This is a genomic window from Phaeodactylibacter xiamenensis (assembly GCF_965229835.1).
GTDB lineage: Bacteria > Bacteroidota > Bacteroidia > Chitinophagales > Saprospiraceae > Phaeodactylibacter > Phaeodactylibacter xiamenensis.
Genome location: NZ_OZ245931.1, coordinates 1,813,363 through 1,834,940 on the forward strand (window position 1 = coordinate 1,813,363; position 21,578 = coordinate 1,834,940).

17 protein-coding genes are annotated in these 21,578 nt (G+C 50.7%); 8 read left to right on the forward strand and 9 right to left on the reverse strand.

Annotation, left to right across the window (positions count from 1 at the left end; genetic code table 11):
- Positions 1-54: 54 nt before the first annotated feature.
- The 4 genes from ACO08I_RS06685 to ACO08I_RS06700 all read right to left on the reverse strand — a co-directional run bounded on the left by ACO08I_RS06685 (position 55) and on the right by ACO08I_RS06700 (position 3,736).
- The gene (locus tag ACO08I_RS06685; RefSeq protein ID WP_282779367.1) at positions 55-402 is read right to left on the reverse strand and encodes a hypothetical protein; all 348 of its coding nucleotides are present in this window, start codon (positions 400-402) and stop codon (positions 55-57) included.
- 183 nt (positions 403-585) lie between these two features.
- Positions 586-1,678, reverse strand: a protein-coding gene (prfB, locus tag ACO08I_RS06690; RefSeq protein WP_282779361.1) for a peptide chain release factor 2 whose coding sequence is annotated in 2 segments (ribosomal slippage) — positions 586-1,617 and positions 1,619-1,678 — 1,092 coding nt in all. Because the reading frame shifts where the segments join, the coding sequence is not laid out codon by codon here.
- A 113-nt stretch (positions 1,679-1,791) separates the two neighbouring features.
- Positions 1,792-2,685 carry an FKBP-type peptidyl-prolyl cis-trans isomerase gene (locus tag ACO08I_RS06695; protein ID WP_282779359.1) on the reverse strand — a complete coding sequence of 298 codons (894 nt, stop codon included), beginning with the start codon at positions 2,683-2,685 and terminating at the stop codon, positions 1,792-1,794.
- 37 nt (positions 2,686-2,722) lie between these two features.
- A complete protein-coding gene (locus ACO08I_RS06700) occupies positions 2,723-3,736 on the reverse strand; it encodes a DHH family phosphoesterase (protein WP_282779357.1) in 1,014 nt (337 codons plus the stop codon).
- A gap of 292 nt (positions 3,737-4,028) precedes the next feature.
- On the opposite strand from ACO08I_RS06700, the gene ACO08I_RS06705 reads away from it, so the two are divergent.
- Positions 4,029-4,448, forward strand: coding sequence for a nucleoside-diphosphate kinase (locus ACO08I_RS06705; protein ID WP_044229163.1), 420 nt, complete (start codon positions 4,029-4,031; stop codon positions 4,446-4,448).
- Between the two features lie 73 nt (positions 4,449-4,521).
- Here the strand turns inward: ACO08I_RS06705 and ACO08I_RS06710 are convergent, their stop codons facing one another.
- Positions 4,522-5,001: an HAD domain-containing protein gene (locus ACO08I_RS06710; protein ID WP_421948873.1), complete on the reverse strand. Its 480-nt coding sequence runs from the start codon at positions 4,999-5,001 to the stop codon at positions 4,522-4,524.
- A gap of 12 nt (positions 5,002-5,013) precedes the next feature.
- Positions 5,014-5,616: a Uma2 family endonuclease gene (locus ACO08I_RS06715; protein WP_421948874.1), complete on the reverse strand. Its 603-nt coding sequence runs from the start codon at positions 5,614-5,616 to the stop codon at positions 5,014-5,016.
- A 514-nt stretch (positions 5,617-6,130) separates the two neighbouring features.
- On the opposite strand from ACO08I_RS06715, the gene ACO08I_RS06720 reads away from it, so the two are divergent.
- From ACO08I_RS06720 to cmk, 7 genes are all read left to right on the forward strand, one after another.
- Entirely contained in the window at positions 6,131-11,125 is a 4,995-nt protein-coding gene (locus tag ACO08I_RS06720) for a translocation/assembly module TamB domain-containing protein (RefSeq protein ID WP_421948875.1), read from the forward strand.
- Entirely contained in the window at positions 11,118-13,412 is a 2,295-nt protein-coding gene (locus ACO08I_RS06725; RefSeq protein WP_421948876.1) for a BamA/TamA family outer membrane protein, read from the forward strand. The genes ACO08I_RS06720 and ACO08I_RS06725 overlap by 8 nt, the downstream gene beginning before the upstream one ends.
- Before the next feature lie 159 nt (positions 13,413-13,571).
- Positions 13,572-14,636 (forward strand): tRNA preQ1(34) S-adenosylmethionine ribosyltransferase-isomerase QueA, encoded by a 1,065-nt coding sequence (queA, locus tag ACO08I_RS06730; protein ID WP_044229173.1) that lies wholly within the window; start codon positions 13,572-13,574, stop codon positions 14,634-14,636.
- A 184-nt stretch (positions 14,637-14,820) separates the two neighbouring features.
- Positions 14,821-16,014 carry a hypothetical protein gene (locus ACO08I_RS06735; RefSeq protein WP_282779340.1) on the forward strand — a complete coding sequence of 398 codons (1,194 nt, stop codon included), beginning with the start codon at positions 14,821-14,823 and terminating at the stop codon, positions 16,012-16,014.
- Between the two features lie 275 nt (positions 16,015-16,289).
- On the forward strand, positions 16,290-16,511 hold the full coding sequence (locus tag ACO08I_RS06740; protein WP_044146732.1) for a DUF2795 domain-containing protein: 222 nt from the start codon (positions 16,290-16,292) through the stop codon (positions 16,509-16,511).
- Between the two features lie 265 nt (positions 16,512-16,776).
- Positions 16,777-18,288: a hypothetical protein gene (locus tag ACO08I_RS06745; RefSeq protein ID WP_421948877.1), complete on the forward strand. Its 1,512-nt coding sequence runs from the start codon at positions 16,777-16,779 to the stop codon at positions 18,286-18,288.
- Positions 18,289-18,486: 198 nt separating this feature from the next.
- The gene (cmk, locus tag ACO08I_RS06750) at positions 18,487-19,149 is read left to right on the forward strand and encodes a (d)CMP kinase (RefSeq protein ID WP_421948878.1); all 663 of its coding nucleotides are present in this window, start codon (positions 18,487-18,489) and stop codon (positions 19,147-19,149) included.
- Between the two features lie 64 nt (positions 19,150-19,213).
- On the opposite strand, the gene ACO08I_RS06755 is transcribed toward cmk, so the two are convergent.
- From ACO08I_RS06755 to ACO08I_RS06765, 3 genes are all read right to left on the reverse strand, one after another.
- Positions 19,214-19,636 carry a hypothetical protein gene (locus ACO08I_RS06755; RefSeq protein ID WP_282779329.1) on the reverse strand — a complete coding sequence of 141 codons (423 nt, stop codon included), beginning with the start codon at positions 19,634-19,636 and terminating at the stop codon, positions 19,214-19,216.
- Between the two features lie 109 nt (positions 19,637-19,745).
- Positions 19,746-20,414 (reverse strand): hypothetical protein, encoded by a 669-nt coding sequence (locus tag ACO08I_RS06760; protein ID WP_282779327.1) that lies wholly within the window; start codon positions 20,412-20,414, stop codon positions 19,746-19,748.
- 29 nt (positions 20,415-20,443) lie between these two features.
- Positions 20,444-21,529: an SH3 domain-containing protein gene (locus ACO08I_RS06765; protein ID WP_421948879.1), complete on the reverse strand. Its 1,086-nt coding sequence runs from the start codon at positions 21,527-21,529 to the stop codon at positions 20,444-20,446.
- Between the last annotated feature and the right edge of the window lie 49 nt (positions 21,530-21,578).

Sequence of the window (21,578 nt, forward strand, 5' to 3'; positions counted from 1 at the left end):
GCTTACCCTAGCAGCCTGTCGGAGAGGCGCTCAATGGTCTGCGAACGGCAAATATTATTCTGCACTTCGTTGCTCATCAGTCACGTAGCTCAGGCTATGTTCCTTCTTCGTGCCTTGTTCAGAGCAATATTTGCTCGCTCTCGCCGCATCAGCACATCTCCGACAGGCTGCTAGCCCCTCATTCCACCAACACCCGCAAAGAGCCCCGGAAAAGCGAACCCGGTGAGGCGGTCTCGCCCGGCGCACTCTCCGCCCGACGTAGTCTAAAACGTAGTCGGGCCCTTCGCCGGGCATGCTGACCAGGAGCAAACCAAAAGCACACCGGGCGAATGCCCCGGCAATAGCTACACCCGGTGAGATAGTTTCGCCCGGCGCACTCCCTTCGCCGGGCGTATTGAACATAGACACAGGAAAAAAGCACACCGGGTGAATGCCCCTCCAACGGCTTAGCTTAGTGCACCCGGTGAGGCTGTTTCGCTCGGCGCTCTTCTTTCACCGGGCGTGCTGACCAGGAGCAAACCAAAAGCACACCGGGTAAATGCCCAGGCAATGGCTTAGCTTAGTAAACCCGATGAGACACGGGGTTTACTCCCCTCCCTCCACCGAGTCATTCATCAGATAGGCTTTGAGGAAGCCATCGAGGTCGCCGTCCAGGACAGCGTCTGTTTGGCTGGTTTGGTGGCCGGTACGGTGGTCTTTTACCCGGCGGTCATCCAATACGTAGGAGCGGATTTGGGAGCCCCACTCGTTTTTCATCTTTTGAGCCTCAACTTTATCTTTTTCAGCCAGCTGCTTTTGGAGCTCAAGCTCGTAGAGACGGCTTTTGAGCATTTGCATCGCCTTCTCGCGGTTCATATGCTGGGAACGCTCCTGCTGGCATTCCGCCACTACACCTGACGGCAGGTGACGTACCCGCACGGCAGATTCCGTCTTGTTGACGTGCTGCCCGCCCGCACCGGAAGCACGGAAGGTGTCCCATTCCAGGTCTGCCGGGTTAATTTCCACCTCAATGCGGTCGTCAATCATGGGGTGCACGAAAACCGAAGCGAAGGAGGTCATCCGCTTGCCTTGGGCATTGAAGGGACTGATACGCACCAGGCGGTGGACGCCATTCTCCCCTTTAAGCCAGCCGTAGGCGAAGTCGCCCTGTATCTCCAGAGATACTGACTTGATACCGGCTACATCGCCCTCCTGCTTATTAAGCTCCGAGAGCTTGTACCCGCTGCGTTCTGCCCACATGACATACATACGCATGAGCATTTCGGCCCAGTCGTTGGCTTCGGTACCACCCGCACCGGCATTGATTTCCAGTATGGCGTTCAGTTCGTCTTCCTCCTTGTTGAGGGTGGAACGGAACTCGGCATCCTCCAATGCAGCCAATGCTTCATCGTAGCGCTTATCGACCTCTTCTTCAGTGCCCTCTCCTTCCTTGTAGAATTCGTAGAGGACTTCGAGGTCTTCAATTTTGCCCTCCAGCTCATCGTGGAGGCTCAGCCAGTTTTTATGGCTTTTCAGTTCTTTAAGAATCGTTTCGGCCCGCTTTGGATCATCCCAGAAACTGGGGTCCATGGACTGCTGTTCTTTATCTTTGATTTGCATGCGCCGGTTACCGACGTCAAAGATACCTCCCTAAAGCAGCCAGGCGGTCCTGCAAGTTTTTCAACTGATCTGCAGTCATACCTTCTGTCGTGGTTTGGAGCAATGCCCAGGCACTGCCCGCTGTTAAAAAAAGAGACGGCAGCACCCAGTCTTTCCGACACGGTGCCGCCGCGTTGAATTCAATTATTATAGCTATTGTACTTCGCCCAGCTCTACGTAAAACATAAGCTCTGCGCCACCCGGAATCGCAGGAGGAGAACCTGCCTCACCGTAGCCCAGCTCTGCCGGGATGAAAAGTGTGGCCTTTGTTCCGCCTTTAAAAAGGGCAATGCCTTCTTCCCAGCCCGGAATGACCCGGCCCTGACCAAGTGGCAAGTCTAGTGCCCGCCCACGGCTGAAGGAGTCATCGAATTTATTTCCATCTTCAACCAGCACACCATAGTAATGAACGCCAACCGTTTTACCGGGGGCAGCCTGTGCACCATCGCCTTCTTCGTGGATGACATACTTCAGACCGGAACCGGTTTCTTTCAACTGATCGCCCAATGTGCCATTCTTATAGCCTTCCAGGGTAGCCTGAACTAAAGCTTCTACCTCAGGCATTCGCTTTTGCATCTCTTCTGCCTTTTTACGAGCTTCTTCCATTTTGGCATTTTGCTCAGCAGCATAATCCTGAGCAGACTTGATATCTGCGATGACCAAATCGTAGTACATCACATCTGTATTTTCAAAGCCTTTGGGCTTCTGTGGCAAAGTATCCAGCGCAATAAGCACCGTAGCACTGTCGCCATCTCCCATCAGCTGCAGCACTTCCTCAATAGGATTGGGCGGGCGGTTAGCCGGAGCCTCTGCAGGAATTTGAAGAAAAGGTGGCTTCGGCTGATCACGGCTGCTGTAGACAATGGAGTCCCCATTGCGCATGTAAGCGTGAAAAGTCACATAATCACCGGCAACCGGCTTTTCGCCACCATTATCGGTATGCAGCATGTATTCAAAGCCGCTCGGTGTGGTTTGCAACGTCGGTTCCTGCTGGCAGGATGCCGCCGTGAGCCCAACGAGCAAAATAAAAAGCAATTGGATTCGCATAAAATCTTGGTCTGTTGATATAAATGAGTGAATTATTCTAAATAACAGCGGCTGCCAGCTTATCCCTGTACTGTGGCAGCACTCCTTTGAAACGCTTCAGAGTTGTTTCCAGTGGCTGAAAAGAAAACCCGCCGGAAGCGTTTTTGTGCCCGCCGCCCTTGAAATGTTTTTGGGCAATCTCCTGAACGGAAAAATCACCTTTAGACCGCAGGGAAATCTTGACGATCTTGGGCTGCTCCATGATGAAAGCCGCCATCTTTACATTTTTGATCTTCAGCAGGTAGTTCACGATCCCCTCTGTATCGCCTCTCTGAATGTCAAAGTCTTCGTAATCCTGCTTCGTGAGGTAAAAAATCCCGGTATTGTATTCTTCGAGGATTTCCATACGGTTGTTCAGGCAATGCCCGAGTAGGCGCAGGTGCTTTTCCTTCATGCTGTTATTGATGAGGTCCTGCAGCTTGTAATCGTCCACGCCCAGCTCCACCAGCTCTCCAACGATGCGGTAAAGCTTAGCCGATGTACTGTAGCGGAAAGAGCCCGTATCCGTAATAATACCGGTAAAAAGACACTCCCCGATTTTTACATCCAGATCGGATTCCATCCCCAGAAGATGGATGAAGTCCACAATAAGTTCACAGGTGGAACTCGCAGTAGTGTCCGAAAGCAGGAAATCAGCAAACCCTTCCGGGTAAAGGTGGTGGTCGATCATCACTTTGTGGCACTTGGTGGGCTCGATCAGGTCGCCGAGTTTATCAATACGATCGAGTGCATTGAAATCCAGGCAAAAAATGATGTCCGCTTTCTCCACCAGCTCCTGGGAATACTCGGGATCAATGTCATAAACCACCATCTTCTCGATCTCCGGCATCCAGGAAAAGTTTTCCGGATATTCAGAAGGCGTGATCATACGAACCGTATGCCCCCCTTTATTAAGAAAGTGATAAAGCCCAAGACTCGACCCAATGGCATCGCCATCAGGATTACGGTGGGTCGTAATGACTATATTTTTTGGCACTCCGAGCAGTGCCTTTAGTTGTGTGATGTTCTCCATTGTATCTTACAGCGTCAGACCGCGAAGTTGAGAAAATTAATGAATTTAACCAAGAATAAAGGAAGACGGTTGTAAAAGGGATTGAAAATGAAAGGGTTAATCCTGCCAGGGCTCAACAAATGTTCTGCCACTGCGGAAAAGGCGCGGCCTCACCTACCATCCCTTTCCGGCATTTCAGCGTACTGTTAACGGAGAAAGTTCTGCGCTTTATCCTTCTCAGACTACCCAGCTTTGGGGAGGTTTGCTTACTTTTGCAGCGAATTTTCAAAACTGCAAAAAATCTAAACACAATATGGCTGGTAACAAGACCTTCACCATGATCAAGCCCGACGCCGTCAAAGCCGGGCACATCGGCGCCATCCTCGCCAAAATCAACGAAGCTGGATTTCGCATTGTAGCAATGAAGCTGACCAAGCTTTCCACCGAGAAAGCCGGCGAATTTTACGAAGTGCATAAGGAGCGCCCTTTCTACGGCGAGCTTGTTGATTTCATGTCTTCCGGACCAATCGTGGCGGCTGTACTGGAAAAAGACAACGCAGTAGAAGACTTCCGTACGCTGATCGGCGCTACTAACCCCGCTGAAGCAGCACCTGGCACCATCCGTGCGCTGTTTGCCAAAAGTATTGGTGAGAACGCTGTACACGGTGCCGACTCCGATGAGAACGCAGCCCGGGAAGCCAGCTTCCACTTTGCGGCTACGGAGATGTTCTAAGGACCGTTCACCGCACATCCTGGCTTTTAAGCCAGACCGGAAAGCCCGCTTTTCTTTGAGAAAGGTGGGCTTTCTAAGTTTTATTTTCCCATCCCTCCACAATTCCTATGGCTTTCTCCAGACACGCTTCGTCAAATCCGGCCCGGTACTCAGTCAAAACAAGATAAGGAGCATAAGCTGTTGGAAGCTGCAACAATGAACGGTCATCATCAAGAATGAGAAAGTGGCGCAGCCCCTGCTGCCCGACATACTGTACAATCTCCTCTGCCCGGCTAAGATATTGCTCCCCGGGCTCAGGTATTTTGCCGATGACTTTATTTTTAATGCCCCGAAAAGCAAAAATAGCCTCCAGCTCCTCCAGGCTTTTCCCTACCCTGCGGGAAGAACTGATGACAATTTTTAAGGCCGGATAAGCTTCCAGGAGGGTACGAAGGTGGGCGGTACAGTCCGGATTGAACCGGGCATAGCCGTCCCGGTCTTCCTCATCCGGCTTCCAGGCAGGGAAGGGATTGATGAGAACACCGTCCAAATCCAAAAATATGATCTTGTCCATCAGGCATAAAAATCAGTCATTGGCATCACCCATTCCACCCTGAATGTCATGAATGACTTCCTCTATGTTAATCTCAAGGCCGTCAGTGATCTTAATGTTTTTAGACCAATCTACTAATGCCCACTCCTTCTTTTGAGTGGCAATGAGGGTCTTCTTTGAATCCGTAAAAATCCAAATGACCTTTTCTACTCCGAAATCCAAAAGTTGCTCCGTTTTTTCGTTGTAGTAGGAAAAAGTATCGCTGATCTCAGCAACTTCAGCCTTGGTATCGATTTCAATCACCACCTTTGGAGAGACGTTAATGTATTTATTACTGGCCTGTGAAATATCAATCTGACCAGGTTCAAACAGGGCAATATCTGCTGCTCTCCAGGTTCCCTTTGACAATTGAATCCCTACCCCATTGGTAAGCACAATATACCTGCTCCCGAGGTGCTTATTTATAAAAAGGACGAGGTTCGATATAATCAGTGATTGCAGGAAGCTACTACCTATTGGCCCTGTTTTTTGCCCCTTCGGATTTAGAAATTGTTGATATCCTCTATAGTAAATCGGTTGGTCTTCGACCATTTCATAAATCAATGAGGCTGGTATAGTTCCAACTGCTTCTTTCATATATTTCACTCGTTTACGGGATAGCCTCAAAAGCTACACTTTTAACAGCGCAGCCGAGCCGCCCATTCAAACATAAGGAATTCTCCGGTTAAAGTCCAGCGCCCCTGTGCATAACCAATGGCACTTTTTGAATAGCCCGGCAGCATTTGCGGTTTGCCTAGTGTCTCAAGTCATATATCTCTGATACTTAAGTTGAAGTTATTTTTCGACTTATCAAGGCGAAGGTTCGCGACTTTAGCCCCAGCTAAAGGAGCGGTTCTTCAACGAAGAGTAGGCGGAAAAGAACGAAACTTGGGGTGTCAAGGGTTTATGGCTTGAGGCACTAGCTTGGTGCCTAGCCCAAAAAGCCTGGATAAGCTGGAACAGAGCGGGAAGCTCTACCCCAGCAGCTATAGCTCTAAAATGCAGAGGGTTGCTGCGGAAAAATAATGCCGGCAGTTCTGACGCTTTCCAAACTTCGCCCTCTACTTACCGTTCTATTTACAGACCTTTTCAAGTACAAAAGCCTCCGCCTTTGAACACACCGTATCCTTTGCTCAACAAACTGCTCAAATGGTTGAGCTATGCTCTGCTCGCCCTGATGCTGCTCGTGGTATTACTGTGGACAGCCCTGCAGTTTCCTGCCATACAGCAAAAGATAGCGGATAAGGCAACGGGCTATCTGGAAGAACGGATACAAACGCGCTTTGACATTGACAGGATTTACATTGATTTTTTCAATCAGCTGGTTTTGGAAGGGGTCTACCTTGAGGACCAGCAGCAAGACACCTTATTATATGCCGGTCGGATTGATGCGCAGCTTAGTATTTTCGCCCCGTTCCAATCAGAAATACAGCTGAGCCAGTTTACGCTGCAGGACGCTGTTGCGCACCTGGAGCGCCGTCCCGACAGCACCTTTAATTTTACCTACCTGCTCGACGCTTTTGGAAGCACTACCCCAGACACCACTACATCCAAACCTTCTCCCTGGAAGTTCGACCTTAAAGCACTGGACCTGGATAATGTGCGTTTCTCGTGGACCGACAGCCTGAGCAAAATGGCCGTTTACACCCGGATCGGCACACTGGAAAGCGCCCTTCATCAATTCGACCTCAATCAGCAGAAAGTCGGTATTAATCGATTCCAGCTAAAACAGTCCTTTGCATCAGTAGCTATGTGGGGCAATACGGAAGAAGCCGTATCCAGTGCCCCCGGGGATACCGCCGACACAGCCATCGCCTTCCCCTTTCCCGGCTGGACAATTGAGGTACGGGAAATGGGGCTTGATGCTGTGGATGTCGCTTACGATGACTTCACGCAGCCTGCCGGGCCGGGCGGGCGCTTCGACCCTGCCCATCTGCATTTTCAAAACCTGGCACTTGATGCCACTGAATTACGCTGGGATAGCCTGGCGCTGTCCGGGCAAATGAACAACCTCGCCTTTAAGGAATGGAATGGGTTCGAATTGCAATCGCTCAATACCAGTTTACTGCTTTCAGACAGCAGTGCCGCTCTGACTCAACTGTCTTTTCAGACCCCAAAGAGCAGCCTCGCCCCTTCCACCCTGAAGTTACAGTACGATCAATTCGGCGACCTTGCCAATTTCACGGAATCCGTGCACCTGTCCGTCAGCCTCGGCACCGGAAAGATAGACCAGGAAGACCTGTATTACTGGAGTGGCCCCCTACCCTTCCTGGCTCCTCGCCCATTACCGCCCCTGGAATTATCCGGCCAGGTGGATGGCTATGTGTCTGACCTCAACATCGGGCAGTTCCGGCTGAAATGGGGGCAGGCACTGAATGCCCGGCTAAGTGGTGCCATCGCCAACGCTACCCTGCCCGAAGAATTAGCACTACAGGTGGTCCTGCAGTCCATAGACCTTTCTCCCGCGCAGCTCAACCAATACCTAAAAGGGCAGCCCCTGCCAGCTGAAGGTCTTGCGCCACTCGGGCAGCTAAGGCTCACGGGTTTCATCAAAGGCAACACCCGGCAATTAAAAGTTAACCGGTTGGCATTGCGTAGCCAAAGCTTCACCGCAATGTTTGGTCAGCTACAGGCCAGTGACATCACTTCTCCGGAAAAGCTACAGTTCACCTTTACCGTAGACTCCCTGCGCACACAGCCCGCCGATTTGCGGGGTTTCCTAAATGACACCATACCGGCTCCGCTTGAAGCATTTGGCCACAGCTACTATAACGGAACCATAGCCGGCACACTGACCGACTTTAAGCTGGATGGCACACTGCGGACTGAGGCCGGCACGGCCAATCACGATATCCAGCTCCGGTTTACGGAAGACTATGCAAATGCCAGCTACCAAGGGGAGCTAAAGCTGGAAGCCCTTGCTATGGGACAGGTACTTAACAACCCCGAATTGGGCAACCTTTCCCTCGAACTGCGGGGGGAAGGCCGCGGGCTCTCTCCCGACAGTATCAACGCTAATCTTGATGGCAATATCACCCAGCTCGAAGCTTTCGGTTATGCCTACCAGGGGCTGAGCCTCGACGGCCGGATCAATGCCCGGGAATTTGAAGGGCGACTGGATATCAATGATCCCAATTTAAAGTTCCACTTTGAAGGACTGGCGAACCTGACCGACAGCCTGCCCACCTTCCGCTTCGATGCCAGCCTGGATACGCTGAATTTGCAAAAGCTCAACCTCTACCCTACCACACTGCGCGTAACCGCCAGCATGAGTACTGAATTGACAGGGAGCCAGCTGCACGATCTGGAAGGAACAGCCAGCATCAAAGATTTACGCCTGAGCGACGGACAGCAGAGCTATACCGCTGAACAGCTTGAACTCACGGCAACGGGCATAGCACAGGGACAAAGAGTGGTCCGCTTCCGAAGCCCCTTCCTCCGTGCAGACATGAGGGGAGACTTCCGCTTAGCAGCGCTCGTACCTGCTCTGGCTGAATTTACCGATGGATACTTCCCCGTTAAAAAATGGGTCAGTCCGGCAGAGCCCCCCGACAGCACAAAGGTGGCTCCCGAACTGCCGGAGCAGGACTTTGTCTTCACCCTGGAGCTGGACAACCCCGTGCCCCTGACCCGGTTTTTTGTGCCTGACCTGGAGCAGCTGGATACCGCCTGGATCCGGTTTGAATTCAGCACCCCGGAGAAGCGCCTTGACCTAAAAGGCGGTATACCCAGCCTGTCCTACGCCGGCATCATCATCGACAGCCTGGCACTGGATGGCCAATCTGCCGATGCGCTCTGGCAATCCCTAAATATTCAGGCTGTCAGACAGGACACCCAGCTCCTTGTGGGGCCTACCCAACTTAGCACCCGGCTGTACCGCGACAGTATGGACCTCAACCTGCTCATCAAAGGCGGGGATCAGAAAACCCGCCTCCGCCTCAACGCCCTCCTGGAGCCCGACTCCAACGCCTACCGCGTACAAGTGCTGCCAGACTTTATGCTAAACAGCCGGCCCTGGGAGGTGTCTTCCGGCAACTCCGTCGTATTCTCTCCAGAGGCCTTGCAGTCTGCTGACCTCCGTATATCCCGCAATCAGCAAGGCATTGCATTGCAGACCCTTTCGCCGGAAGCTGGCGCCGCCGTGCCTCCCCTTCAGGTGCGTTTTGAGCAGTTCCGATTAAAGGAAATCAGTAAGTTGGTCGGGCAGGACACGACCTTGCTCAGCGGCCGGCTGAACGCGCAGGCGAAGCTTCAACCCCTGGACACCCTATTGCAATATGTGGTGGACGCCCAGGTGAGCGACCTGCAACTGAATGGGGCCACTCTCGGGCAGATGGAGCTAAGCCTTCAGCCTGATACTGACCCCAGGCAGCTCAAACTCAGCCTTTTGCTGAAAGACCCCAAAGAACGCCTGAATCTGAAAGGGACCTACAACCTTGAGCAAGGCGCGCTTCAGGCAGACCTTAACGCTGATCAACTCCCCATTGCACCATTTGAGTTTTTCACACAGGGTGCCGTCAAAGAACTAAAGGGCGCTATTAGTGCCCGGTTGGCACTCCGCGGCTCCACCGATAAGCCGCTGGGAACCGGCACAATTACCGCAGACAGCCTATCCGCATTTGTCAATTACCTGCAAACCCGGTTCACCGTGCCAAGTCATCAGATTAAATTGACAGAAAACAGTATCCAACTCGGCAACATGGCGCTTGTGGATGGCAACAATCAACCGGCTCAGCTAAGCGGGGTGATCCGGCATGAACATTTCGGTAATATTGAAACGGACCTGAGGTTCACCACCTCCCGGTTCCAGGTGCTCAACACTAATGCCGGAGACAATGACCTGTTTTACGGCAAAGTCTTCGTGAGCGCCGATGCACAGGTCCGGGGCCCTATTGATGACCTCAATGTCAATGTGGAAACGACTACCCTGCCCGGCACCGCCCTCACCGCCCTGCCGCTGAGCGAAGAGCAAGCCATTGTCAGTGAAGACTACATCATTTTTCAGTCGCCTGAGGCATTTGCTGCGGATACTGCCGCACGGTCCGAAAAAGTATACGAAACGGGCTCTTCGGGCTACAACCTCACTTTGCAGCTCAACCTAACCCCTGATGCCCAGATAACAGCGATCATTGACCCTTCTACCGGAGATCAGCTGCAGGCCCGTGGCCGCGCCAATCTTTTCGTGGAGCTCAATGCCAACGGGCAAATGTCCACCACTGGAAATATCGAAGTGACTTCCGGGAGCTACCAGATGAACTACGAAGGGCTGGTCAAACGTAGCTTTTCTATTGTAGAAGGCAGCAGCATTTACCTCCCGGGCGACCCGCTGCAAGCCCGCTTCGACATCCGTGCAGCTTATCAGACAGAGACGCCGGTTCTTGGCCTTATACAACAGGAGACTGAGCTCACGCCCGAACAGGAGCGCGCTGCCCGCCGCCGACAGCAAGTCAAAGTACTGCTGGACCTGGAAGGTGATTTGCAACAGCCCGAATTGCTGTTCGACATTCAGCTGGGCGAGCAGGTTTCTGCCAATCTGGAATCCATCCTCAATCAAAAGATGGCTCAGCTGCGCGGGAATCAGTCTGAGCTGAATAAACAGGTCTTTGGCCTGTTGCTCTTCAATGCCTTTCTGGGATCAGGGGGCAGTAACCTGGCGACCGCAGGTGAGAATATCGCGCTGTCAAGCGTAAGCACCCTGCTCACCAATCAGCTTAACCGGCTGGCAGAAAACTATGTAGAGGGCGTGGACCTCAGTATTGGCGTTGACTCTTATACTACGGATGCTTCTGCCGCTTCTGGAGAAACTGTCACGGAAGTCAACCTTGGCCTGTCCAAACAGTTGTTCAATGACCGGCTTTCGGTTCAGGTGGGCGGCAACCTGGGCATGAGCGACAGCGAAGCTGCCGGGCAAAACACCGTCCTTGCCGGAGACTTCCGCCTGGAGTATCAGCTTACTGAAGACGGCCGCTACAAAGTGCGGGTATTCCGGCGCCCGGACTACGACATTTTCTCCAACGGTATACGCACCGGTGCCAGTCTTATCTATCAGCGCTCCTTCGGCGATCTGCGCCGGGACAGTACTCAAAAGAATAATACCGATGACTAAAACGCTGCTACACATCTCTGGCTTGTCCGTTTTACTGCTCCTGGCCGTTAGTTGCCAGCCTACCCGAACCTTGCAGGAAGGGCAGTACCTCTACACCGGAGCAAAACTGGAATACACCGGCTCAAAGCCCGAAGTAAGCTCTACTGCACTGGAAAGCGCTATTGCCCAGCAACCCAATCAGTCCTTTCTGGGCATGCCTGTCCGGCTGGGCATCTACAACGCTGCAAGTGGGAAAGACCGCAAGTTTAACCGATGGGTCCAACGCAAACTCGGAGAACCACCGGCGATTTTTGATTTCCAGGAAGCGGAAACCAGCCAGCTGCGGCTTGAAAAGCAACTGCTGGACCAGGGGTACCTGCAGGCCCGGGTACAAATGGATACCATCCGGAAAAAGCAAACGGTCTCTGCAGTCTATCGGTTATCACCGGGTACCCGCTATGAGCTGACAGGTATGGACTGGCCAGCAGACACTAATGACATCGGCCGCTTTATTCAGAAAGCCCATTCGGACTCCTCTGTCTGGCAAAATCAGCCTTATCAGACGCAGCGCCTGTCTGAGGAGCGGTCGAGGCTGGCCAATTCCGGCAATGAGAATGGATTCTACGGGCTAAGCCCCCGGCATTTTTACTACTTCCTTGATACCACCGCTGAGCAGCATAATGTAAAGGCTTTCCTGAGGCTTGCAGAATCGCCATCCGGCAACCCTTATCAACGGCATTATATTGGTCAAACAAAGGTATATCCCGTTTACTACCTGGAAGAGCCCGAATGGAATTATAAGGATACAGTGGAGGAAGAAGGTATTTTGTACCTCCAAAACCGAGACTTTGTCAAGCCACAGGTCCTCAGCCGCACTATTCTTCAGGACAAGGGCGACCTGTTCGTACAGTCCCTGCAGCAAAAGTCAACCAACCGGCTGATGGGGCTGGGCGCCTACAAATTTGTCAACCTGAAGGTGGAGGTCCGCGAGGAGGGCGACAGCCTGTTTTTGGACCGTTCTTTCTATCTGACTCCAAATCTGACGCAAAACTTCTCTGCCGAGCTGGAAGTCAGCTCCCTGAGCACAGCGAGCAGTTCCCTGAATGGCGGTGTCAACCTCAACTATGCCCACCGCAACCTGTTTGGGGGTGCCGAACGGTTCAACCTCAAGCTCTCTACCAACATTGCCACACAGATTGGCGGAGAGGTCGACTTTATCAACAGCTACAATATCGGGCTCGAGGCCAGTCTTCGGCTACCAGGAATGGTTGCGCCTTACAACTGGCTGAAAGGAGAGCAGGCCTGGCAATCCAGTACCACGGCCCAACTCCGGGGTGATTTCCAGCGGCGGACCAACAATTTTTCACTGTTTTCCCTGTCTGGTTCCTACGGTTTTGACTGGCAGCCCGGCCGGTTGCACCGGTACACCTGGAAGCCAGTACAACTGACCCGCACCCAACTGCTGAGCAGCACGGATCAGTTTGAGGAACGGCTGGCCGGCAACCCGAGGCTCAGGGCATCTTTCGAAGACAACCTCATACTAAGCACCATTTTTGAGTACAACTATAGTGAAAGGCGCCCCGGTAAGCGGGAGGACTATCTGACGATGTTTGCCTCCGTGGAGCCGGCTGGTAATCTGAGCTACGGTATTGCCCGTTTATTATCCCCGGATGGCTCCACTCCCTACCAGTTACTGGGTATGCCCTTTGCACAGTTTCTAAGAGTCGATGCGGGTATTCAATACCATTGGTACCAAAAACAAACCGACTGGCTGGCCCGGTTAAACATTGGGATTGCTCAGCCCTATGGCAATGCCAGCTCTATTCCCTACATCCGGCAGTTTTTTGTGGGCGGAAGCAACAGCATAAGAGCCTGGCAAATCCGTACCCTTGGCCCGGGTGCGACCCCGGTGGAAGCACTGAATGCCGAGACCTTTCAGGACCAGACCGGGGACCTGAAGCTGGAAGCGAATGTGGAATACCGTTTTCCCATCATCAGCTACCTCAAGGGTGCCGCCTTTGTAGACGCGGGTAATATCTGGCTGGTAGAACAAGGCCCGGCGGATACCGGTACCGAATCGGGCGTTTTCCAATGGGATGAATTCTATCGTCAAATCGCTATTGGCGGCGGGCTTGGCCTCCGGCTGGACATTTCCTACTTTGTACTCCGACTGGATATAGCGTTTCCCTTCCGTAAGCCTTACAACGAACCAGGCAACCGCTGGGTTTTTGATGAGGTTGCATTTGGATCTCCGAACTGGAGGACGGAAAATATTGTTTACAACCTTGCGATTGGTTATCCGTTCTGATTTCTAAGATTCTGAATATATCCATAGGTTATACTCAGTCAAAATCGCCATTTTTTAGTATCATTGCCGGAATTTATCTTGGAGCAACTTTGCTGTTTTCAAAAACAGGGAAGAGAAAAGCCCGCTGATTCCGTTTTACCCGAAAAAGTATAAGACAATATGAGGACCAAGCTGTCTCAATTTGATTTTACATTACCACCCGAACTCATTGCCAAATACCCAGCCGACAACCGCCACGATTCCAGGTTGATGGTCGTTCACCGGGACTCAGGTAAAATCGAACACCGGACGTTTAAAGACATCCTCGAGTACTTTGATGAGGGCGATGCCATGATTTTCAATAATACCAAGGTATTCCCCGCTCGTCTGTACGGCAAAAAGGAAAAAACCGGTGCGGACATCGAGGTGTTCCTCCTGCGCGAGCTCAACAGCGAATCCCGTCTTTGGGATGTCCTGGTTGACCCTGCCCGTAAAATCAGAGTTGGCAATAAACTCTATTTCAGTGATGAACACGACAATGATGTACTGGTAGCTGAAGTAGTGGACAATACGACCTCCCGCGGCAGGACTATCCGTTTCATTTATGACGATAGCGATGAGAATTTTCAGAAAGATCTGCACCGGCTTGGCACCACGCCCCTGCCTAAAGAAATAGGGCGTAAGGCAGAAACCCTGGACCGGGACCGCTATCAGACACTTTTCGCGAAGGAAATGGGCGCTGTTGCAGCGCCTACTGCAGGATTGCACTATAGCGACGAACTACTTAAGCGGCTGGAAATCAAGGGTGTTGAATTTGCCGAGCTCACTCTCCACATCGGTCTGGGCACCTTCCGCAGTATAGACGTGGAGGACCTGTCCAAGCACAAAATGGATGCGGAGTACTTCAAAATTGACAATAATGCCGTGGAGACGGTCAACAAAGCCAAAGCAGGAGAGCACAGGGTCTGTGCGGTAGGTACGACAAGCATGCGGGCTATCGAATCAGCCGTTTCTGCTGAGAATATGCTCAAGGAAGCCGAAGGGTGGACCAATCTGTTTATCTATCCGCCTTATGAATTTAGCATCCCGGATGCCATGGTCACCAACTTTCACCTGCCCAAATCCAGCCTGATGATTATGGTGTGTGCTTTTGGCGGGTACGACCTGATCATGGAAGCTTACAAGCAGGCAGTCAAGGAAAAGTACCGGTTCTTTGCTTATGGTGACGCTATGCTCATTATATAGCACAATCATCAGAAATATTGTGTACATTACTCACATAACAAAGCGTATCTGAAGGCCTTTTAGATACGCTTTTTACTTCGTACATTTCATGGAGTAGCGTTTACAGGGACGTCTACTTCTGGTTTAAACAGCTAAAGCGCAGCCTTTTCATCAAACTGCTGCGGTAACAGATCATATTTACGACATGCCCCGGATTTTACTCCTTTCATTGCTTTTGATTCTGGGAAAGGCTTTACCGGCTTCCAACTGTGAGGAGATCACCATTCCCTTTTTCACGGAGCAAGTGCCCATTCAGTACCAAACGGATTTGCTGCAGATCCCGCGCCCGGAAATGACAGAGCTGGGCTTAAGGGCTTATTTCCGTCAAATGAGTACGACGAAGTACGATGTGCTGATCAGAAGCCTGCAGCAGGCCCGGCGTGCTTTCCGGCTCAATGACTGGCTGTATTACAAACTCGTCAGGCAGGTACTGATGCAAATATACGGGCAACATGAGCCTGTAGACCGTACGCTGAGTGCCTGGTTTATTATGTCGCAGAGTGGCTATGATACCCGGCTGACTTACCTTGAAGACGAAGCGTACCTTTATGTATTCACTATGGACGAGGTGTTTGAAGCCCCTATCATTCAGGACCGGGGCCGGTCCTTTATCAACCTCACCGAGGTACGGGCGGGCAGGGCTCCACAGCGGGCCCTCTACATGCTGGGGTTCGTCCCTAACGGGGATGGACATGCCTTCACCTTTGCCTTTAGAGATCTGCCCCGGCTGCGCCCTATGCTTAAGCGGCAGAAGGTTAGCTTTTTTTACCAGAATGAATGGCATGCCCTGGAAGTCGAGGTGGATGAAAATATCGCCGCCTACATGGAGGACTACCCCATTGTAGCAGAAACACAATACCTGGAGGTGCCTTTGTCGCCTCAGCTGTTTCAAAGCCTGATTCCTCCGCTGCGTGAGATGATCAAAGGCAAAAATGAGTGGCAGACAGCCGAGCTGCTGGCTGCTTTTACCCGTTCTGCCTTTGAATACAAAGAAGACAAAGCCTACTTTGGATGCAGTAAGCCTATGGTGGCCGAAGAGGTCTTCATTCATCCTTTTTCTGATTGTGAAGACCGTACTGCGCTGTTTTTCCAACTGGCAAAAACCTTACTCCCCATCCCTACCCTGGTAGTAGCCTACCCTGACCACCTTACCCTGGCGATGGCATTGCCAGCGGCACCTGGCAGCACCATACCCTACGAGGGGCGCAATTACTACTTCACAGACCCTACCGGCCCGGTACGGGACCAAAAGGTAGGGCAGGTACCCAGGGGATACGAACAAAAACCATTTACGGTACTTAAACACTATTCCATGTCCGGCGTTAAGCAGGAGAAATAAGTAAGTTACCGGCCGCATTTAAAAAGCGTAATAAATATTTGGATAATACGTTAGGTTTTTTACTTTTGCCGAAAGTAGGTGGGTAAACGGATAAACAGTGGCTGCGTACAAAAATAACTGCCCGTTAAGCCTAATTTTTTCGCCTACGATTTGCTTAGTTGCCGCTTTTTACCTTTTATAAAATTCCTATTGGCTGTTTTTTGATTTTTCCTGGTTTCAAAGGTTAATCCGGAGCCTGAATAAAACAGCCAACTAACAACAAACTTTGCCAACCTATGTATTGGACACTTGAACTTGCTCACCATCTGGAAGACGCACCATGGCCAGCTACTCGCGATGAGCTGATCGACTACGCGATTCGCTCCGGAGCGCCTTTGGAAGTGATCGAAAACCTGCAGCAAATGGAGGATGAAGGTGAAGTGTACGAAGGAATGGAAGAAATCTGGCCGGACTACCCCCGCAAAGATGACTTTCTCTTCAATGAAGACGAATACTAAGCTATTTGCTTTATGCTTTGCTTTTCTGAGTACCCTGGTACTCGAAAAAGTTAGTCACAATTCCAATAAAAGGTTTTGAGTAGCTTGTCAATACTCAAAACCTTTTTTATTTTAGTCTCCCCAACGCGTAACAGACCTGTTTGCCCCTCCCGAATAGTGCAATTTAAACCTGTATTAATTGGCATTCGTCAAAAAATGCCCTATTTTGAATGTCACAGATTATGCACACTGGCCAAACTACTCATGGCCTTAACCAAACCAGTAGATGAAAAACTTACTCGAAATAGCTCGTGTCGTAACCAAGCGAAAAGTACGCAAAATCGAGATCTTTGATGACCATTCCCTGCGCAACAACAAGAGCAAATTCAACCAGTTTTATGAGGCGTTGCGCGACAATAAATTCAAAAATGACCGGGAAGCCGCCACCACGCTCTATAAATGCAGCCCAACCGACCCGAAATACCGGCAGCTTAAGTCCCGCTTCAGAAAGCGCTTGTTGAATACGCTCTTTTTCCTGGATATCAATATGCCAAAAGCGGCTAATTATGACCGGGCTTATTATTCCTGCCATAAGGATTGGACTCTTGTCAAAACGCTCATCTGGTATAATGCTCCCAGCTCAGCAGCCCAGCTCGCCCGCCAAATTCTGACGACCTCCCTGAAATTCAAATTTGCTGACCTTATCATTAACAGTTCACGCATTCTGAGGGACTATGCAGCTCAACAAGGCGATGAGCGTGATTATGAGGAATACGATAACTACATTAAGGAGTACAATGATATTCTGAATGCCGAAATCCGCTCAGAAGAACTCCTGCAACGGGTAGTGATGAATTACTACAAGCCCCTTTCAAAAACACAGGAACTGACCGAAAATATTGAAGACTATTGCGAAGCGCTTGTGAGCTTATCTGAGCAGTATGACTCGCCCGTTATCTTTTATAATATGTACCTGGTCTGGATTTTTGCCTATGAAATCCAACAGGATTTTGAATCCATGCTTGAAGTCTGCGAACAGGGCGAGCAGTTTGTACAGAAAAACGCAGTCTATAAACAGCATAAAAAGACCGTAACCTTTCAGACGAAAAAGATGTCCGCTTACCTCCACCTGCGCAACTACCGCGATGGAAGGGCCACAGCCGAAAAATGCCTGAAAGAGCTCAAAGCCGGAAGCGAGGACTGGTTCAACTTCATGGACTACTACTTTCTGCTAACCATGCACGTCAATAACCCCCTGCAGAGCGTAGCTATTTTCAAGCTGGTATACAACAACTCCAAGCTCCGTAAACAGGACAACGAAATTGTTGAAAAATGGGACATATACGAAGGTTATATCGAGTACCTGATACAGGTGGAGGGAAAAGAAAACCCTGTACTTCAAAAACAGCAGAATAAACAATTCCGAGCGTCTAAATTTATTGGCAAACCTACGCCGTACAATAAGGAACAGCGGATCTTTACAGTCCACGTACTCATCCTTCAAATACTCTTCCTGCTGGAGGAACGCAAATTTAATGAAGTAATGGACCGGATCGACCGCCTAAAAAAATACGCCAACCGGCAATTGCGCCGGGAGGAATACCACCGCCCGGTACAGTTCATCCGGCTGTTGCAGCAATACGCCAAATCTGATTTCCAGCCCGGCGAGACCACCGGGACGGAACGGTACCTGAATCAACTGAAAAGTGTCCCGTTTTTTTACAGGGGGGTCAATGCAGAATTGGAAATTATCCCCTATGAAATGCTTTGGGAGCGTATTCAACAGTATGTCCGATAACAGCTTGGCCTTGGTGCATGTTTCGGTAAATGATCAGATGCAAGAAAGAAGCTCAACAGGATCAATCCCGTTAGCGTATCAGAGCAGGAGGTGTTTTGTTAGCTCTAAAATCAAAGGTGGAAACTGCACTGCCTGACACGATTTTGAAAAAGTCGGTTGTAGTTCGTTATCTTTACCGCCCGGAAAAACCAAGCCTACGTGAAAAAAATCATCATAGCCATTGATGGCTACTCTTCCTGCGGAAAAAGCACCCTTGCCAAATCCCTAGCCAGCCACCTTGGCTATACTTATATCGATTCAGGGGCGATGTACCGGGCCGTTACTCTATTCTTGTTAGATCACCATATTAATGTGGAGGACCAGGAGCGGGTCAAAGCCGCACTACAGGAAATCAATATCCGCTTTGCAGAGAATAACCATACGCTCCTCAATGGCAGGGATGTAGAAAGGGAAATCCGGCAGATGTCCGTTTCCAATTACGTTAGCGAGGTGGCAGCGGTTCCGGAAGTGCGCCGGGCTATGGTCAGCCAGCAACAGCAAATGGGCGAAGAACGTGGGATCGTTATGGACGGCAGGGATATCGGAACGGTGGTCTTCCCAAAAGCAGAACTTAAGATTTTTCTCACCGCTGACCCGGAAATCAGGGCGCGCAGAAGATACGATGAGCTAACTCATAAAGGCCAGGAAGCAACCCTGGAGGAAGTGAAGGCGAATCTGACCCACCGTGATCGTATTGATTCCACCCGTGAGGACAGCCCCCTGCGGCAGGCAGCCGATGCTGTAATTATTGATAATACTTTGCTGAACCGGGAAGAGCAACTGGACCGGGCAATTTTTCTGGCCCGGCAGGCCGGTGCCTGAAGCAAAAAAGCGTGGGCTGCCTTTTTCAGGCTGCCCACGCTTTTATTTTCTGCTTATGATTCTCCTACAGGTCTTTAACCGAGTTACGGTCTACCAAAATATCTTTTAACTCCTTCAGGAATTCATATTGGTGAGGCATTACTTTTTTTACGGCCTCTTTCAGAGCAAAGTAGGTGCCTTTTTCTACGCTCTTTATCTTATCCTTAAGGTACTGCGCATCCTCTGAGAGCATAGATTTCAGTGATGGGATTTCGTGCCAGTCGCCCTCTACCGCTACTGCATTCTCCAGGTCGCCGCTATCCTGCGCCACCGGGTCTAATTCGATCAGACGGTCTTCCTCAATGAAGGTGCGGGACTTATCATTGTCCATTGCGCCCTGAGGCAGGTCCCATTTGGTACCTTTTTCATCCGCATTGACCAAAAAGATTTCGAGCCCCTGCTCACGGAACCGGTATATGATAAGGTTAGCTTTCTTCCGTAACTTCATAGTATATTGAATTGACCTATCGAATTCAGTTGCCAAACAGGCATACATACAAATGGTTCATCAAAGCTAGGCGAATGGATGAGAAACCAGAAATGATTTTCAGTTTTTTTTACGATTTCAACGTGCGATGCACCAGTTCCAGAGTAGCCAGAGCAAGAAATACATCTTTTTCCTCTTCAGCCAGGTCATTCGGTACAAATTGAAAAGCACGTTGTCCGAGGGCATCATCTGCCGCTTCCGGTGGGTCCACCAGGCTGCCCAGCTCCCGGTCGGCGGTACGCACGGGCAGCAGACGGTTGGCAGGCTGCCCAAGCTTGGCTACCGCCTTATTCCCTTTAGGGGCGTAGAGCGTACCGTCTTCTTTCAGGGTACCAAGCTGCCGCTGCCCGGCGGCAATACGCACTCCGTTTTTGTCTTTGATGTATGAGTAAGACTTTTCTCCTGTTTCTGCATAAAGAATAGCCTTCTGCCCCGGCCCGGAGTACTCCTTATAAGTGTAAGCCAATATGGGCTCGTGGTAAATGGTCGTAAACACCCCTTTTGCCGTTTTCCCAAACCGCTTACGCACAGAGCGTTGTACCTGATTAAAGGAGAAGGCATCGAGTTCTTCGGAGGAAACCGGGACCAGGTCAGGTTTCCACTCCTGCATCTCTTCTTTTAATTGTTGCATATCCTGGAACAAGCGTTTGTCGCCCGGCATAAAGTTTTTGAGCCCCCGCGCCAGGAGTACAGCTCCGGTTAGTACGACCAATAGTGTGATTAATGCAAATAAACCCATTCGATTGTTGTGATTGGTAAGCTTCTTAATTAAAGACCTGCTCTGAAATTAAAGCGGCGTTCATCTGTGATTGCCGTATCCCGCAACCCCATCAGGCGCTGATGCAAAGCTAAGGTATCTGAAGTCGTTAACACAGTAAATGTATTGTCAAGTATGGATTCCAGTTCCTGAAGCACTTTTTCCCTTGCCTCCCAGTACAAAACAGTTGGTTCGGTCATATCGTTGATCAGAAGTGCTTTGAGCTGTTCGATTTCCGGCCCGGCTATGTCCCGGTGATGTTTGGTTTGGTCTAACCGGTTCAAAAAAGAAGTGTGCACGCCTTTGCCGAGCAGGCTGAAAACGCTCCTGTTATCCACCTCCAGCTTCCAGGCCGGGTACAAATAGCCAATGCTGTCTACCGGGTAAGCAGCATAAAAAAGCTCCAGCAGCGCCTCATCAGCGGAGCTTTCAGAACGGCGAGCTGCCATACTAAAAGCTTTATAATCAACATAAAAATGCCAGCTACCCGCTGATGCAACCCAGGATACAGATAGTGCAGGAAGGAGACGGGCAACTTCCGATGCCATATCGGGCGGCTGTAACTGCATTACCAAGGTGAGCTCTTCACATAACTGATGCGCCTGCCGTATGGTTTGCACCACCGAAGCAGCCTCTTCCATCTCATGAAATGCCTGATCATACCTTTCGGCTTCCTGAGCAAGCTCCTTTCCGATCAAGGCTTTTAGCCGGAGCCCTTCCGGAATTTCTCCGGCGATAACTGCCGCATGCACCCATCCTTCGGTCCCCGCTTTGGTACGCACCAACAACCAGGGCTGATAAAAGGTCTTTTCCCCAATGGTAAGTCGGGTGGTATGCGCACTAACGGGGCCCAGTAATTCAAGCAGGTCGCCTTTTTGAAGATTGCCCAGCCCTAGGCTTTCAACATCCGGAGCTTCACGGATTTGAAAAAGGGGCACGCCCAATTCAACAGCCGGATATGCCGGGCTGGTTTTCCCGGAATCTTCACTGTTTGGTTTTTCCTCCATCCCGGCTGCTGCATCCGGGACCGCAGCTTCACCACAGCTTAGAATCAGTAAACTGCAAATAATGGATAATAAAAAAAAGCCTCTTTTCATCAATCCCAATTGAAAAAACGCCCACTCCAGACTCTTGCCTGAAATGGGC

What these genes read in the sequence shown, in the direction of transcription:
- ACO08I_RS06685 (WP_282779367.1), bottom strand. Translation starts at nt 402, where the DNA reads ATGTTCAATACGCCCGGCGAAGGGAGTGCGCCGGGCGAAACTATCTCA.
- ACO08I_RS06695 (WP_282779359.1), bottom strand. Translation starts at nt 2,685, where the DNA reads ATGCGAATCCAATTGCTTTTTATTTTGCTCGTTGGGCTCACGGCGGCA.
- ACO08I_RS06700 (WP_282779357.1), bottom strand. Translation starts at nt 3,736, where the DNA reads ATGGAGAACATCACACAACTAAAGGCACTGCTCGGAGTGCCAAAAAAT.
- ACO08I_RS06705 (WP_044229163.1), top strand. Translation starts at nt 4,029, where the DNA reads ATGGCTGGTAACAAGACCTTCACCATGATCAAGCCCGACGCCGTCAAA.
- ACO08I_RS06710 (WP_421948873.1), bottom strand. Translation starts at nt 5,001, where the DNA reads ATGGACAAGATCATATTTTTGGATTTGGACGGTGTTCTCATCAATCCC.
- ACO08I_RS06715 (WP_421948874.1), bottom strand. Translation starts at nt 5,616, where the DNA reads ATGAAAGAAGCAGTTGGAACTATACCAGCCTCATTGATTTATGAAATG.
- ACO08I_RS06725 (WP_421948876.1), top strand. Translation starts at nt 11,118, where the DNA reads ATGACTAAAACGCTGCTACACATCTCTGGCTTGTCCGTTTTACTGCTC.
- queA (WP_044229173.1), top strand. Translation starts at nt 13,572, where the DNA reads ATGAGGACCAAGCTGTCTCAATTTGATTTTACATTACCACCCGAACTC.
- ACO08I_RS06735 (WP_282779340.1), top strand. Translation starts at nt 14,821, where the DNA reads ATGCCCCGGATTTTACTCCTTTCATTGCTTTTGATTCTGGGAAAGGCT.
- ACO08I_RS06740 (WP_044146732.1), top strand. Translation starts at nt 16,290, where the DNA reads ATGTATTGGACACTTGAACTTGCTCACCATCTGGAAGACGCACCATGG.
- ACO08I_RS06745 (WP_421948877.1), top strand. Translation starts at nt 16,777, where the DNA reads ATGAAAAACTTACTCGAAATAGCTCGTGTCGTAACCAAGCGAAAAGTA.
- ACO08I_RS06755 (WP_282779329.1), bottom strand. Translation starts at nt 19,636, where the DNA reads ATGAAGTTACGGAAGAAAGCTAACCTTATCATATACCGGTTCCGTGAG.
- ACO08I_RS06760 (WP_282779327.1), bottom strand. Translation starts at nt 20,414, where the DNA reads ATGGGTTTATTTGCATTAATCACACTATTGGTCGTACTAACCGGAGCT.
- ACO08I_RS06765 (WP_421948879.1), bottom strand. Translation starts at nt 21,529, where the DNA reads ATGAAAAGAGGCTTTTTTTTATTATCCATTATTTGCAGTTTACTGATT.